General features: G+C 69.9%; 16 protein-coding genes. 7 read left to right on the forward strand and 9 right to left on the reverse strand.

Annotation, left to right across the window (positions count from 1 at the left end):
- Positions 1-16: 16 nt before the first annotated feature.
- Together SD455_RS02595 and SD455_RS02600 are read right to left on the reverse strand one after the other, a co-directional pair.
- Positions 17-706 (reverse strand): DJ-1/PfpI family protein, encoded by a 690-nt coding sequence (locus SD455_RS02595; RefSeq protein WP_070159717.1) that lies wholly within the window; start codon positions 704-706, stop codon positions 17-19.
- Positions 703-996: an antibiotic biosynthesis monooxygenase family protein gene (locus tag SD455_RS02600; protein WP_070159718.1), complete on the reverse strand. Its 294-nt coding sequence runs from the start codon at positions 994-996 to the stop codon at positions 703-705. The genes SD455_RS02595 and SD455_RS02600 overlap by 4 nt, the downstream gene beginning before the upstream one ends.
- A 54-nt stretch (positions 997-1,050) precedes the next feature.
- On the opposite strand from SD455_RS02600, the gene SD455_RS02605 reads away from it, so the two are divergent.
- On the forward strand, positions 1,051-1,572 hold the full coding sequence (locus SD455_RS02605; protein WP_070159720.1) for a GNAT family N-acetyltransferase: 522 nt from the start codon (positions 1,051-1,053) through the stop codon (positions 1,570-1,572).
- 111 nt (positions 1,573-1,683) lie between these two features.
- Here SD455_RS02605 and SD455_RS02610 read toward each other — a convergent pair whose 3' ends face one another.
- Positions 1,684-2,247: a TIGR03086 family metal-binding protein gene (locus tag SD455_RS02610; RefSeq protein WP_070159722.1), complete on the reverse strand. Its 564-nt coding sequence runs from the start codon at positions 2,245-2,247 to the stop codon at positions 1,684-1,686.
- Positions 2,248-2,470: 223 nt separating this feature from the next.
- Here SD455_RS02610 and SD455_RS02615 point away from each other — a divergent pair, with 223 nt between their 5' ends.
- The 3 genes from SD455_RS02615 to SD455_RS02625 all read left to right on the forward strand — a co-directional run bounded on the left by SD455_RS02615 (position 2,471) and on the right by SD455_RS02625 (position 3,623).
- Positions 2,471-2,686 (forward strand): CsbD family protein, encoded by a 216-nt coding sequence (locus tag SD455_RS02615; RefSeq protein ID WP_070159724.1) that lies wholly within the window; start codon positions 2,471-2,473, stop codon positions 2,684-2,686.
- A 223-nt stretch (positions 2,687-2,909) separates the two neighbouring features.
- Positions 2,910-3,041, forward strand: a complete 132-nt coding sequence (locus SD455_RS02620; protein ID WP_272896835.1) for a hypothetical protein — start codon at positions 2,910-2,912, stop codon at positions 3,039-3,041.
- Positions 3,042-3,401: 360 nt separating this feature from the next.
- Entirely contained in the window at positions 3,402-3,623 is a 222-nt protein-coding gene (locus SD455_RS02625; protein WP_170922657.1) for a hypothetical protein, read from the forward strand.
- Positions 3,624-3,740: 117 nt separating this feature from the next.
- Here the strand turns inward: SD455_RS02625 and SD455_RS02630 are convergent, their stop codons facing one another.
- Positions 3,741-5,318, reverse strand: a complete 1,578-nt coding sequence (locus SD455_RS02630; protein ID WP_445507156.1) for an amidase — start codon at positions 5,316-5,318, stop codon at positions 3,741-3,743.
- Between the two features lie 166 nt (positions 5,319-5,484).
- Here SD455_RS02630 and SD455_RS02635 point away from each other — a divergent pair, with 166 nt between their 5' ends.
- Entirely contained in the window at positions 5,485-5,814 is a 330-nt protein-coding gene (locus SD455_RS02635; protein WP_070159728.1) for a rhodanese-like domain-containing protein, read from the forward strand.
- Positions 5,811-6,758: a prephenate dehydratase gene (gene pheA / locus SD455_RS02640; RefSeq protein WP_272896834.1), complete on the forward strand. Its 948-nt coding sequence runs from the start codon at positions 5,811-5,813 to the stop codon at positions 6,756-6,758. Before SD455_RS02635 ends, pheA begins: the two co-directional genes overlap by 4 nt.
- A 17-nt stretch (positions 6,759-6,775) precedes the next feature.
- On the opposite strand, the gene SD455_RS02645 is transcribed toward pheA, so the two are convergent.
- Entirely contained in the window at positions 6,776-7,936 is a 1,161-nt protein-coding gene (locus tag SD455_RS02645) for a diacylglycerol/lipid kinase family protein (protein ID WP_445507157.1), read from the reverse strand.
- 67 nt (positions 7,937-8,003) lie between these two features.
- Between SD455_RS02645 and serS the strand changes: the two genes are divergently transcribed.
- Positions 8,004-9,293, forward strand: a complete 1,290-nt coding sequence (serS, locus tag SD455_RS02650; RefSeq protein ID WP_445507158.1) for a serine--tRNA ligase — start codon at positions 8,004-8,006, stop codon at positions 9,291-9,293.
- Positions 9,294-9,423: 130 nt separating this feature from the next.
- On the opposite strand, the gene SD455_RS02655 is transcribed toward serS, so the two are convergent.
- The 4 genes from SD455_RS02655 to SD455_RS02670 all read right to left on the reverse strand — a co-directional run bounded on the left by SD455_RS02655 (position 9,424) and on the right by SD455_RS02670 (position 14,338).
- Positions 9,424-11,136, reverse strand: a complete 1,713-nt coding sequence (locus SD455_RS02655) for a glycoside hydrolase family 13 protein (RefSeq protein WP_445507159.1) — start codon at positions 11,134-11,136, stop codon at positions 9,424-9,426.
- 83 nt (positions 11,137-11,219) lie between these two features.
- Complete coding sequence (locus tag SD455_RS02660; RefSeq protein ID WP_070159734.1) at positions 11,220-12,083, reverse strand: carbohydrate ABC transporter permease; 864 nt, start codon at positions 12,081-12,083, stop codon at positions 11,220-11,222.
- Between the two features lie 2 nt (positions 12,084-12,085).
- Positions 12,086-13,045 (reverse strand): carbohydrate ABC transporter permease, encoded by a 960-nt coding sequence (locus SD455_RS02665; protein ID WP_445507160.1) that lies wholly within the window; start codon positions 13,043-13,045, stop codon positions 12,086-12,088.
- Between the two features lie 24 nt (positions 13,046-13,069).
- Positions 13,070-14,338 carry an ABC transporter substrate-binding protein gene (locus SD455_RS02670; RefSeq protein WP_445507161.1) on the reverse strand — a complete coding sequence of 423 codons (1,269 nt, stop codon included), beginning with the start codon at positions 14,336-14,338 and terminating at the stop codon, positions 13,070-13,072.
- Between the last annotated feature and the right edge of the window lie 88 nt (positions 14,339-14,426).

Below are 14,426 nucleotides of genomic sequence, written 5' to 3' on the forward strand. Positions count from 1 at the left end.
GTCTGAACTCCGGGCTTCAGTCCCCCGTCAGCCGTGCCGCGGCCCGCTCGACGACGTCTCCGCGCAGCTCCGTGGTGGCGGAGATCTGCGCCTGGGCGAGCTCGTCATCGGCGTCGGGACGGGACGGCGCGCCGGCGTCGAACGGCGGCTCGGGGTCATACTCCAGCAGCAGCTGCAGGCGCTTGGCGACGTCGTCGCCGTGGATCTCCGCGGTCAGCCGCAGGGCGAAGTCGATGCCGGCCGAGACGCCTGCAGCCGTGATCACCGGGCCGTCGCGGACCACCCGCTCCGCGGTGGGGATCGCCCCCAGACGCTCCAGCAGATGCAGGGAGCCCCAGTGGCTGGTGGCCCGCCGCCCGCGCAGCAGCCCGGCCGCGCCCAGCAGGAATGAGCCGGTGCACACGCTGGTCACCCATTGGGCCTCGGCGGCCTGGCGGCGGAGGAACGCCAGCGTCGGCTCGTCCTCCAGCAGTTCGAAGGTGCCGCGGCCGCCCGGGACGAACAGCACATCGGCCTGCGGGGCCGCCTCCAGCGTGGTGGTGGGCAGAATGCTGAACCCGGCATCGGTGGGCACCGGGTCCAGGGAATCGGCGGCGACGTGCAGCTCGGCCCCGGGCATCTTCGCGAAGACCTGAGCCGGGCCGGTGAAGTCCAGCTGGGTGACGTGGGGGAACAGCAGCGCGACGACGTGCAGGGGCTCGGTCATGATCTCACCTCGGTGAAGTGCTCGACGCGGGGGAACGGGTCATAGAAGTGGTGCAGCAGCGCCTTCCAGCGCTGATACTCGGGGGAGTCGCGGAACCCCTCGGTGTGGTGCTCCACCGTCTCCCACCTCACGAGCAGCAGATACTCCTCCGGCGTCTCCTGGGAGCGCAGCAGCTCCAGGCCCAGGAAGCCCGGCATCGAGCTGATCAGCGGTCGCGCCTGGGCGAACGCCGCCTCGAACTCGGACTCGCGGCCGGGGGAGACCGGAAGGATGGCGTGCTCTGTGATCATGGGGCGAGCATGGCACAGCGGAGGCTCCTGTGGAAGAGGCGCTGAGGAGGAGAGATGGACAGCAGCATCAGAGAGGCCACGCTCGGTGACCACCCGGCCGTGGTGCAGATCGAGCATCGTGCCGGGCTGCTCTTCGTGGGCACTCCGATGGAGGACATCGCCGACGACGAGGCCGTCACCGCGGAGGAGTTCGCCGCCGTCGTCGCGACCGGCGCCGCCTGGGTGCATGTCTGCGAGGGAATCGTCGTCGGGTATCTGCTGGCCGAACGGCTCGACGACGCCGGCCACGTGGAGCAGGTCTCCGTGGACCCGGCATGGTCCGGGCGCCGGATCGGGGCCGCGCTGCTGGACCGTGCGTCGGCCTGGGCCGCAGAGCAAGGGTTGGACGCCCTGACGCTGACCACGTTTGTCCATGTGCCCTGGAACGCTCCCTACTATCGGCGGCTCGGATTCCGGGAGCTGAGCCCCGAGCGCTGGGGTGCCGAGCTGGCCGCGCGGGTGCGCGCAGAAGCGGAGCACGGGCTGGGCAGGTGGCCCCGCATCGTCATGGGCCGACCGACGTCGCTCCAGCCCTGATGATGCTCCGGCGCCCCCGGCGCCCCCGTCGCGTGCTGCCCCTCCGAGATTCTCGAACCCCGCGAAGATCGGTGAGGATCGAGAATCTGGTGGGGGCGCCGCGGGACGTCGTCAGGGCCTCCAGTGGGGGTCACGTCCGATGAACCCCATGAGCTGCGCGGAGGCGGGGGCGTCGTCGTCGACGGGGACCGGCGGGCCGAACTGTCCCGAGGAGCGCATCGCCTCTTCCATCGGGCGCATCCCCTGCAGCAGGGCCTCGGCGTGCTCCTCGTCCAGGGCCGGGTCCTGGCCTGTGGCGACGGCGAGATCCCAGGTGTGCATGAAGACGTCGGCGGTGTAGAAGCGATCCACCATGTCCTGCAGCGGCAGCGTGCCCAGCTGCGGGTGGGTGACATCCCGGTCGGCGTCCTCGGCGTCCACTAGGCTCTGGATCTGCTCCCGGTGGTGGCGCCAGGCGCCGTGCGGATCATGGAGCGGGGAGGGGCCGGCGGTCAGGATGACGTCCACGGACCGAAGGAACTCACTGGACCACTCCACCAGGTGGCGCGGGACGTCCCGCGCTCGCCACTCGGGCACAGGAGTGGGCGCGTCCCAGTCCGTGACGGCAGCACTCACTCGTGTGAAGTCCTCGGCGACGCGGCGGTGGCGCGCGGCGGGGGCGGCGGGAAGGCTCATGGCGCTCCTGAGGTCTGCGGCGGTGCGACGAGTGTACTGACGCCTCGACCCGGGCGGCGAGGGGTCGCGGCCGCCCTGTGCCCGGAACGTGTGCGTCACGGCTCCGCCGCCGTCGGGAGCTGTCTGCGCGTTTCCTGTGAATCTGCCGGCACCTGATGACGCCGAAACTTCTGACCGGTAACGTGACGCGTGTCCACATGTCACCGACGGAGAGGAGTTCACTATGGGACTCGGAGACAAGTTCGACGCCGCGAAGGACCAGGTGTCAGGCCAGGCCAAGGAGGCGGCGGGCAAGGCCACCGGTGACAAGCGCACCGAAGGCGAAGGCAAGGCCCAGGACCTCCAGGGCAAGGTCAAGGAGACCGCCGAGAACGTCAAGGACACGGCGGGCGACCTCAAGGATGCCGCCAAGGGCTTCACCGACAACTTCAAGAAGTGAGTCCGTCCTTCGGGGTGTGAACCTCGAACTCTGAGCGGCGCCGGGATCGCAGATGCGGTCCCGGCGTCGTCATGTCCGGAAGGTTTCCGCGCGACCCACAAGAATCTTCCGAAGAACTTCCAGGAAATATCGGCGAAGATGTTCACAACCGCCGAATGGGCTGTTATTGTTGAGCGCATCATTCCTGTGCCGCAGGATCCGACGAGAGGAGGGGGCGATCACCATGAAGATCACACAGAAGCTGGCTCACAGCACCGGCGCGACCGGCATGACCGGGCGTGATGTCGGGACCGATCGAGCGATCGCCCACCCCCGCGGAGTCCTCGGCGGCATCTATCAGGGATGCACCGCGTGATTCTCGCGCGACGGCAGAGCTGACGCTCGCCGCCTTCCCGCAGCACCGGCACGAATCGTGGCGCCCCGGCGTCCGCGTTCGGCCCCGTGTGCGGGGACGGCCAGCCTGAGGCTCCCGCAGATCCTCTGCGGTCGGTCGGTCCCGCGAAGTCCGTGCTTCCACGGACTGCGCTCGTCTGATCCCCGTGGTCCTTGGTCCTCTTCCGCAGCAGTGCGCGGAGACTTCCACGCCTCATCGCCCAGGCCGTCTTCACTCACTTTGAGCTGAATTCCGCCTGTCCGGATCAGTTTTTCTTCTCACACATCTTTTTCTGGGCCTACTCATGCCCTTTTTCTTCTCTGGAGTTCATCAGTGTCTGTCGTGCACAGCAGTTCTTTCCATCAGTCTCTTCTGCGCCGGGCCGCCCACTCCGTGGGTTCCGCCATGGTGGAGTGGGCGACGCGCACCCAGCGTGAGCAGGTGCGCCGCGTCCCGCGGCTGAGTCCGCAGGAGGTCCACCGTCGTCGCATGGTGCGCCAGGAGGCCGAGGAGCGCCGTGAGCAGGCCGCCCTGCGCGTGCTCACGTTCCCCCGCCAGTTCTGACCGCATCTGTGATGCCTCACCATCCGGCACGCCGGGTCGCCCCACCGGGCGGCCCGGCGTCGTCGCGTTCCTGACCGGCCATGCTCCAGACCGGCCATGCTCCAGACCGCGCAGCGCTCAGCCGGCCTGCATCGTCGCCGCCAGGGCGAGCAGCCGCTCCTCCTGCCCGTGCCGGCCGATGATCTGCACCGACCAGCTCATTCCGTCCGCGTCGGTGTGCACCGGGACGTTGACCGCCGGCAGGCCCAGCACGTTCACCACAGAGGAGTACGGGGTGAACCGGCACTGCTGGATGTAGTCCTCGGCGGGGTCGAGGGAGGCGAACCAGCCCACCGGCGGTGCCCGGAAGGCGAGCATCGGGGTGACCAGCACATCCCAGTCGCCCAGAACATCCTCCGCGTGGTAGGAGGCCTGCTGCAGCGCGGCCCTGGCCTGCGCCGTCTCCTCCTCCGGACGCTCGGCGGAGAGCTCCACGAAATGCCGGGTCAGCGGAGCGAGCTGCTCCAGCTGGTCTCCGGTGAACCCGGCCTGCCCCAGGCGGGAGGTCCACAGCGCCTGGAAATGTCGGTGATAGTCGGCAGGCCAGAGGCGGTCCCGGAGGTCGCCCGTGAGGCCGCCGGCCTGACCCCCTCGCGAACGACCCTGCAGTGCGTGCCCGAGAGCCTCGAGTCGTCCGAGCCCCACCTCCAGGGCTCGCACCGCATCCTCGTCGAGGACGATGTCCAGGTCCGGGCTGAACGGCGACTCCGTGGTGACGCCCACCCGCAGGGGGCTCAGCCCCGAGTCCAGGGCCTGTCGCACTGCGCGCATCGCCGGCCCCTGCGCCAGCACGACGCCGGCCTCTGCCTCGCGCCGTCGGGCCCGCCGACCGCGCGGCCGGTCCGGAACCTCGAAGCGGTGCCCGGCCATGACGTCGAAGAGCAGCGCCGCGTCCTCGGCGGTCTCGGCGATCGGTCCGGAGACCACCAGGTCCTCCACCCGGGTGGAGGCGGCGTCATCGGGGAGGCGACCCCGCCCCGGCTTCAGCCCCACCAGCCCGCAGGCCGCCGCAGGGATCCTCACCGAACCGCCGCCGTCGCTGCCCGGGGCCAGCGGCAGCATTCCGGCCGCCACTGCGGCGGCCCCACCGCCGGTGGAGCCGCCCGAGATCCGGGCTGGGTCCAGCGGGTTCCGAGACGGGGCGGCCAGGGCGTTCTCCGAATAGCAGGGCAGGCCGAACTCCGGCACCTGGGTCTTGCCCACGGAGACCGCGCCGGCGAAGTGGACCCGGCGGGCCAGCGGGTCGTCCCGGCCCGGCACTCGGGGAGGCAGCGCCGTGGTGCCCATCGTGGTGGGCATTCCGGCGACGTCCACCAGATCCTTGAAGGCCGTGGGCAGCCCCAGCAACGGATGATGGGCGGAGAGCTCGCTCAGCCGCGCCGTCCTGTCCCGACCGGTGCCCAGCACGAGGCCGCGCACCGCATCGATCTCAGCGGCGCGGGCCAGCGCCGCCTCAGCGTCCACGTGGAGGAACGCGCCCAGCCGGGAGCCGGCCGCCGCAGCGGTGAGTGCGGTGGTCGCCAGCTCCACCGCCGTCACGTCTCCGGCCAGGAACGCCGCCCGCCAGTGGGCGGCCGTCGCGGCGCGGAAGTCCGTCATGGAGGTGTCCGTGGTGTGGGCCTGATCAGGGGCGGGCGGATCGGGGCGATGGCTCATGACGCCACCCTATGCACCACGGGCCCCGAAACGGCAGGGGCGGCACCCGTCTCGGATGCTGGGCCGACGGCGTCGCGCCCACGCTCGCACAGGCGGAGCCGGTAGTCTCGTCGCGGAGCAGATCGTCACATGCCGGGACCCCGTCCCCGTCACCAGGGAGGCAGTCATGTCGGACTTCGAGACCGTGCGCGCCGCTGATGTGCCCGCGGGCGCCCACCTGCTGGACGTCCGTGAGGACTACGAGTTCGCCGCCGGCCATGCGCCGGGCGCGCTGCACATCCCCGTGGACCAGATCCCGGCGCGTTTTGACGCGGAGCTGGACCCGGATGAGGACTACCACGTCATCTGCCGCACCGGGGGGCGGTCGGTGCAGATCACCCAGTGGCTCACCGCCCAGGGGTATTCGGCGGTCTTCGTGGCCGACGGCATGGACGGCTGGGTGGAGGCCGGCCGGCCCTTGGAGACCGACGGCGGAGAGGAGCCCCGGGTCCTGTGAGCCAGCCGCCTGAGAACCTGCCCTTCGCCCGCTACTCCTACCTGGGGCCCGCCGGGACCTTCACCGAGGCCGCCCTGCTGCAGATGCCCGGAGCGCACGAGGCCGAACGGGTCCCCGCCGCCTCGGTGCTCTCCGCGCTGACCATGGTGGAGGACGGCACCGTCGACGCCGCCATGGTGCCGATCGAGAACTCGGTCGAGGGCGGGGTGACCGCCACCCTCGACGCCGTCTCGGTGGCGCACCAGCTGCACATCGTCGCCGAGGCGCTGGTGCCCATCACCTTCGTGGTCGCCTCCCGCGAGCCCACCACACTGAGCCGCATCCGCTCGTTGACCACCCACACCCACGCGTGGGCGCAGGTGCGCCGCTGGGCCGAGGTGTCCGTGCCGCATGCCGAGTTCATCCCGGCCTCCTCCACCGCGGCGGGGGCGCGGGCCCTGCTCCAGGAGGACCACGCCGCCGACGCGGCCATCTGTGCTCCCTTGGTGGCGGAGCAGCTCGGGCTGCACGTCGTCGCCCACGGTGTGGAGGACGTCGCCGGGGCGGTCACCCGCTTCGTGCTGGTCTCCAAGCCCGGACCCGTGCCGGAGGCCACCGGGGCCGACAAGACCACGATCATGATCCCGCTGCCGGAGGACCGCGCCGGCGCGCTGATGGAGCTGCTGGAGCATTTCTCCACCCGCGGGGTGAACCTGTGCCGCATCGAGTCCCGCCCCACCGGAGACGGCTTGGGGAAGTACTTCTTCTCCATAGACCTAGAGGGTCACATCGACGAGGCCCGGGTGGCTGACGCGCTCGCCGGGGTCCACCGGATCTCGCCGAAGATCCGGTTCCTGGGCTCCTATCCCCGGGCGGATCAGCGTCCCCAGCAGGTGACCGCCGACGTCAGCGAAGCCGCCTTCTCCGCGGCGCGCACCTGGATCGAGGCGCTGCGCCGCCGGTGATCAGTCGCTCGCGGTGATCAGGCGCGCGTCTCGTGCGTGGGCTCCCAGTCCTCGGCGGGGTCCACGGTGAAACGTCCGGACTCCAGCCACGGCACCGCCGCCACCCCGTTGACGGTCAACGACGCCGGCCGCACCCTGGCCTCGACCGCGACCACCTCCCCGACGGCGTCGCCGTCGATCTGGAAGGGCAGCGGCTCGGCCATGGTCAAGGTGCTCACCCGGGCCTGACGCACGGTCATGACCGGGATCTCGGCGGAGAACCGGGTGACGGTCTTGGCGATGATCTTCGCCCAGTCCCAGGCGTGCCGCGGGGTGAACAGCACCGCGTCGAGCATGCCGTCGTCGAAGCGGGCCGAGGGGACCAGCACCATCCCGGCCTGGAGCATCCCGCAGTTGGCCAGCAGCACCGAACGGACCCGGTGGGTCTCCGGCTCGGCGTCGTCCACGGCCATGGTGATGGCACGACGGCGCCCCATCACGTGTCGCATGCCGGCCTCGCCGTAGGCGAGCCACCCCGCCCGGGCCTTCAGCGCCTCGCGGGTGTCGCTCATGACTTCGGCGTCGAGCCCGCCGCCAGCGATCACCAGCGAGTTCTCCTTCTCCGTGGAGCCGTCCTCGCGATGCAGGGCCAGGTCGAGGGTGTCCACACGGTGGGCGAGCCCGTGCAGGGCCTCGTCCACGCAGGCGGACAGGTCATGGTGGGGGAGCCCGATGTTGCGGGCGAAGAGGTTCCCGGTGCCCATGGGGATGATGCCCAGAGCGGCGTCGGTGCCGGTCAGCTCCTTGGCCACCGCCCGGACGGTGCCGTCGCCGCCGGCGGCGACGACGATGTCGGCGCCCTTCTCCAGGGCCTCGGCGGCCATCCGCTGGCCGGGGTCCTCCGCGGTGGTGGCCAGCAGCAGCGGGGCGGGCATTCCGGCCCGGGAGCATGCCGAGTGCACCAGCCGGACGACCTCGTCGGCTTCTGCCTTGGTGGGGTTGACCACCAGGGCCACCTGGCGGCCGGCACGGGCCGGGGCGGTCGGTGCGGCCTCCTGCTGATCACGGAGGCGACCGATCTCCGCGATCTCCACCTGCAGGCGCCGGGTGGTGACCAGGGCGCGGACGATCACCGCCAGCGCGATGACGTGCACGACGGCGGAGACGATCAGCAGGGTGGTCAGCAGCTCCAGGCTCACCGGGCCAGTCTATCCAGGCTGACCTGGGGAGCGCCTGAAACCGGCGTGACCCGATAGGCTGGGGCCCGTGATCGACATCAAGGACCTCATCGAGAACCCCGACGCCTACAGGGCCAGCCAGCGCGCGCGGCAGGCCGACGAGTCCGTGGTGGATCAGCTGATCTCCGCGCAGCAGGCCCGGAACGAGGCGATCTCCCGGTTCGAGTCCCTGCGCGCGGAGCAGAAGGCCTTCGGCAAGAAGGTGGCTCAGGCCCAGGGCGAGGAGAAGCAGCGGCTGCTCGCCGAGGTGAAGGACCTGGCCGCCCAGGTGAAGGCCGCTGAGGCGGCCTCCGGGGAGGCCGAGGATCAGCTGCGCGACCTGCAGCGCCGGGTTCCGAACCTCATCCACGACGGCGTCCCCGCCGGCGGGGAGGAGGACTTCGTGGTCCTGCGCGAGGAAGGCACGCCGCGGGACTTCGCCGGCGAGGGCTTCGAGCCGAAGGACCACCTGGCCCTGGCAGAAGGGCTGGATGCCGTCGACATGGAGCGCGGGGCGAAGGTCTCCGGTGCGCGGTTCTACTTCCTCAAGGGCTTCGGAGCCCGCCTGGAGCTGGCCATCATGCAGATGGGCCTGGACAAGGCGCTCGGCGCAGGCTTCACTCCGATGATCACCCCCACCCTGGTGCGTCCGGAGACCATGCAGGGCACCGGTTTCGACGTCGAGCACGACGAGGAGATCTACCGGCTCGAGCGGGACGACCTCTACCTGGTGGGCACCTCTGAGGTGGCGATCGCCGGGTACCACGCCGACGAGATCATTGACCTCACCGGCGGCCCGATCCGCTACGCCGGATGGTCCTCCTGCTACCGCCGGGAGGCCGGCTCGCACGGCAAGGACACCCGCGGGATCCTGCGCGTGCACCAGTTCAACAAGCTGGAGATGTTCATCTACTGCTCCCAGGAGGACGCGGCGGCCGAGCACCGCCGCATGCTCGGCTGGGAGGAGGAGATGCTCTCCGCGCTCGAGCTGCCCTACCGGGTGGTGGACATCGCCGCCGGGGACCTCGGCCTCTCCGCGGCCCGGAAGTTCGACTGCGAGGCCTGGGTCCCCACCCAGGGCACCTACCGCGAGCTGACCTCCACCTCGGACTGCACCACCTTCCAGGCACGGCGGCTGAACATCCGGGAGCGCACCGTCACGCCGGACGGCTCCAAGGGGCCCACCCGCCCGGTGGCCACCCTGAACGGCACGCTGGCCACCACTCGGTGGCTGGTCGCCATCCTGGAGAACCACCAGCAGGCCGACGGCTCGGTGCGCGTGCCCGAGGCGCTGCGTCCCTACCTGGGCGGCCTGGAGGTGCTCGAGCCGGTCGGCTGACCGGGCGGAGCGCCCCGCACAGTGGAGCGCCCCGCACCGCAGCACATCGCAGCACAGCAGACGGCGGCGGACCCGGTCAGGGTCCGCCGCCGTCTGCTGCGTCAGCGATGTGTCACTGCGTAGAAGGGAGCTACTGGCGGATCCAGGCGGTGGCCTCGCCGGGCAGCTGGCCGTCCCGCAGCGGGGCGCTGGCCAGCAGCACCTCGCCTGCCGGCAGCGGAGTCTCGGCGGTGCCGAAGTTCGTGACGGTCACCCAGCCGCCCGGACGGCGGAAGGCGAGGACGTCGTCGCGCCCGGTGTCGACCCACTCGAGAGTCTCCGCGGTCTGCAGCTGGCGGCGCAGCCGCAGCGCGGACCGGTAGAGCTCCAGAGTAGAGTCCTGCTGACCGTCCTGGGCCTCCACGGAGTACTCGGCGAACCACTGCGGCTGCGGCAGGTGGGCCGGGCCGGGGCCGAAGCCGAAGGAGGAGCCCGTACGGGCCCACGGCAGCGGGACGCGGCAGCCGTCACGGCCCTTGTCCACGCCCGGGTTCCGGAAGAACGTCGGGTCCTGCCGGGCGTCGTCGGCGATGTCGCCGACTTCGTGCAGGCCCAGCTCCTCACCCTGGTACAGGTAGGCCGACCCGGGCAGGGCGAGCTCGAAGAGCGTCGCGGCACGCGCACGCCGCTCACCCTGCTCCCGGTCCAGCTGATCCTCCGGCCCGCCGGCGAGCACCCAGGCGGCGCCCTGCTTCTGGTCCTGCTCCGTGCTGCCGACCTGGTCGGCCAGCGGGGGCAGCCCGTAGCGGGTGGCGTGCCGGACCACGTCGTGATTGGAGAGCACCCAGGTGGAGGAGGAGCCGGACTCCGCGGCGAGGGTGAGGCTGTCGACGACGACCTCCTTGAACGCGGCGGCGTCGAACTCCTGGGTGAGCAGGTCGAACTCGAAGGCCTGCCCCAGGCCCTCGGCGCTGGCGTAGCGCGGGCGCCGGTGGCGCTCCACCCAGGCCTCGGCCACGGCGGTGCGCGGCGGGTCGTAGGAGTCGAAGACCTTGCGCCACTCCGCGTAGATCTCGTGGACCTCGTCGCGGTCCCAGATCGGGTGCTGGCCCTCGCCGCGCGGGATCGCGTCCAGCTCCGCTTCTGAGGGCAGCGGGTCGGTGAGGTCCTTGGTCAGCGCGTGGGCGACGTCGATGCGGAAGCCGTCGACGCCGCGGTCGGACCAGAAGCGCAGAGTCTTCAGGAAGTCTGCCCGCACCTCCGGGTTGGCCCAGTTGAAGTCGGGCTGCTCCGGGGCGAAGAGGTGCAGGTACCACTGGCCCGGCGTGCCGTCCGGCTCGGTGACTCGGGTCCAGGCGGGGCCGCCGAAGATGCTGGTCCAGTCGGTGGGCGGCTCCGAGCCGTCGTCTCCGGCGCCGTCGCGGAAGATGTAGCGCTCCCGCTCCGGGCTGCCCGGCCCGGCGGCCAGTGCCTGGCGGAACCACACGTGATCGTCCGAGGAGTGGTTGGGGACGATGTCCACCACCACCTTGATGCCCTCGGCGTGCAGGGCGGCCACCATCTGGTCGAACTCCTCGAGCGTGCCGATCCGGGGGTCGACGTCGCGATAGTCGGCGACGTCGTACCCGCCGTCGGCCAGGGCGGAGGGGTAGAACGGGCTCAGCCAGACCGCGTCGATCCCCAGCCCTGAGAGGTAGGGGACGCGGGAGATGATGCCCTGCAGGTCGCCGATGCCGTCGCCGTTGGCATCGGCGAAGCTGCGCGGGTAGATCTGATACACAGCGGCCTGCCGCCACCAGGTGGGGTCCTCGGCGGCAAGGTGCTGCGGCGAACCGACGACGTCGGTCTGCGGGGTGGAAGTCACAGGGCGGGTTCCTTTCTCAGCGGGTGTCAGATGTGGGTGTCAGATGTGGGTGTCAGATGGTCACGATACGGACTGCGGGGGCCTCAGGACTTCACCGCGCCCTGGGTGACTCCGGAGAGCACCCAGCGCTGCGTGAAGACGAAGACCAGGATCGAGGGGGCCAGCGCCATCAGGTAGGAGGCGAAGGAGACGTGGTAGTTGCTGCTGAACTGGCTCTGGAAGAGCTGGTTCACCACGGGCAGCGTCTGCAGGGACGGGTCGGAGATGATCATCGAGGGCATCATGAAGTCGTTCCAGGAGAACAGGAAGGCGAAGATGCCCACCGTGGCGCTCATCGGGGCCAGCACGGGGAAGATGACCCGCCAGAACGTCTGCCAGGTGCTCGCGCCGTCGATCCTGGCCGCCTCCTCCAGCTCATGGGGCATGTTGCGCAGGAAGGTGGTCAGCAGCAGCACGTTGAATCCCAGATGGAACATGATGTGCAGGATGCCCACACCCAGTGGGGTGTCCAGCCCGACCATCCCGGTGAGCTTGATCTGCGAGAGGGCGAGCACCGGGAAGGGCAGGAACATGGCGGCCAGGATGTAGAAGAACGCGAACTTGAAGAACCGTCGCTCCCAGTTGGCGTGGATCGCGTAGGCGGCCATGCTGCTGATCAGCACCGCACCGGCCACGGCGATCGCGGAGACGAACACCGAGATGCCGAAGCTGACCGGGAAGTCCGTCAGCCGCCAAGCCTCGATGAAGCCTTCGATGCTCAGCGGGTTGGGCAGGGTGAACGCCTCACCCTGGACGGCCTGGGCCCCGGATTTGAACGCCATGGACACCGTCACGAACAGCGGGACCAGCACCGTCAGCGTGCACAGGGCCAGAACGACGGTCAGCGGGAGGTTGTACCGGCGCCTGGTGCGTGACGCCTTGATCGAGGTGATCTCCTGGGTGGACATGATCACTTCTCCTTTCGGCGCATCAGGCGCAGCTGGATGAGGGCGATGGCGAGGGTGATGAGGAAGAAGATGGTGGCGGTGGCCATCTGGTAGGCGTAGTCGCCGTCGGTGAACCCGGAGAAGATGGTCATCGCGACCGAGCGGGTGGCCGTGCCGGGTCCTCCGTCGGTGAGGCCCACGATGATGTCGTAGGCGTTGAGGAAGTTCTTGAAGGTGAGGATGACGTTGATGAGGATGTACCCGCTCATCAGCGGCACGGTGATCTTCAGCAGCTGCTTCCACGGGCTGGCGCCGTCGAGGGCGGAGGCCTCGTAGACGTCGTCGGGGATGGCCACGAGTCCGGCGATGTAGATGAGCATGGTGCCGGGGATGGCCTGCCAGGCGGTGACGATCACGATCGAGACCCAGGCCAGGTCCGCGTCGGCCAGGATGCTCGACTCCAGCGGACCGAACCCGACGGTCTGGGCGGCCGCCGGCAGGGAGCGGGCGAACAGGAACTGGAAGACGAAGGCGATGATGATCGGCGAGACGACCATGGGGATGACGAAGATGGTCCGCATGGTGATGCGGGCGCGGATCTGGGACGTCAGCCCCACCGCCAGGAGGAAAGCGATGATGTTGGTGACCACCACGGTCACCGCGGCGAAGCCCAGCGTGAAGCCGAAGGACCACAGGATGGCCGGGTCGGTCAGCATGAGCCGGTAGTTGGCCAGACCCACGAAGTCCCAGTCGCCGTAGCCCACCGAGTTCGTGAAGCTGAAGAAGATGCCCATCACCGCCGGCAGGGCGATGGCCAGGGTGAAGGCGATGAGCGTGGGCAGAAGGAACAGCCAATGGGTGAGGTCCGGGCCCCGCCGGGGCCCCGACGTGGAGGGCTGGGGCGCTCGGCGGGTGCCGGAGGATCCCGAGGCCGGGGCGGGGGTGTCTGCGGGTGTCCGAGTGTCAGCGGTGCTGTGAGACATGATGCTCCTTGGTCGAGCGGCCGGTCAGGTGCGCTGGGCCAGGCGTGCCCAGTCGGCGTCGAGCGTGCGCAGCATCTGCTCGAGGTCGGCTCCGAAGACGAGGTCCTGGCAGTAGCTCTCGAAGGGGATGGTCAGCGGGATGCCCTGGGAGACGCCTTGGTAGATGGCGCCGCTGTCCACGTAGGGCTGCATCTCGGCGATGCGTTCGTCGGTGACGTCCGGGGCGTCCTCGCGGACTCCGAACCCCAGGGCGTGTTCGTTGTAGGCGTCCTGGATCTCCGGGCGGGCCAGATACTGCAGCAGCTGGCGGGCCTCCTGGGGGTGCCGGGCTCCCTCGGGGATCCACAGGGCGAGGTCCAGGTTGACTCGGACCTTGTTGTCCGCCGGGTCCTCGGTCATGGGCAGCGGGAAGGTGCCGACCTCCAGGTCCGGGTTGATCTGTCCGATCTCGATGAGCGCCCAGGGGCCCTGGAAGTACATGGCCGCCTCGCCGTTGGCGAAGGCGTTGTTGCCGTCGCCGTAGTTGCGGCTCAGCGCATCATGCTGGGTGTACTCGGAGATCTCCAGCATCTTCTCCAGCGGCTCGTGCAGCACCTGGCTGAAGGAGACCGGGGAGTCGGGCGTGACGTCGGGGCCCTGGGCGCGGAGCTGCTGGAAGAAGTCGATGACGTCGACCATCCCGCCCACCGCGTAGTCCACCAGGCCCTGCTTCACGGTCCAGGCGTCGGAGTAAGTGCCGTAGACGGGAGTGACGCCGGCGTCCTGGAAGGTCTCGCAGGCGGCGATGAACTCGCTGTAGGTGGTGGGGACCTCGACGCCGTGCTCGGCGAAGATCTCGCGGTTGTAGATGACCGAGGCGGCCATCATCGAATACGGCAGCACGGAGACGTGGTCCTCGTACTGCGGATAGAGCTGGACCTGCTCCATCACCGGTGCGGCGATGGCCTGGGTCTCGGGCAGGTCGGAGAGGTCGCTGAGCTCGCCGCGCTCCACGAAGCGGGCCATCTCGAAGTTGTAGAGCTGCAGCGCGATGTCCGGCGGCGAGTTGCGGACGAACATGCCATTGAGCGTGCCTTCGGCGGTGTCATGGATGGGGCGGACCCCGGGGAACTCCTCGCGGAAGTCGCCGAGGAGGTCGCGGATGTAGGGGATGACCTCACGCTTGGTCTGGTAGAAGCGGAGCTCCGTGGCGTCGCTGCGGCCGCCGCCGCAGCCGGCCAGGGAGAGTGCGGCGAGGCCTGCCGCTCCGGCGATGAGACTCCGCCGGGACACCGACGGTGGGGGTGCGCCCATGCTTGTCCTCCTGAGGTGCGAATCGAACCTGTGGTGCGAGCAGGGAATCCATGCGGGAGAAGCCCTGGTGATCTCCGCCACATCCTGT

The sequence above is a fragment of the Nesterenkonia sp. K-15-9-6 genome (genome assembly GCF_052656005.1).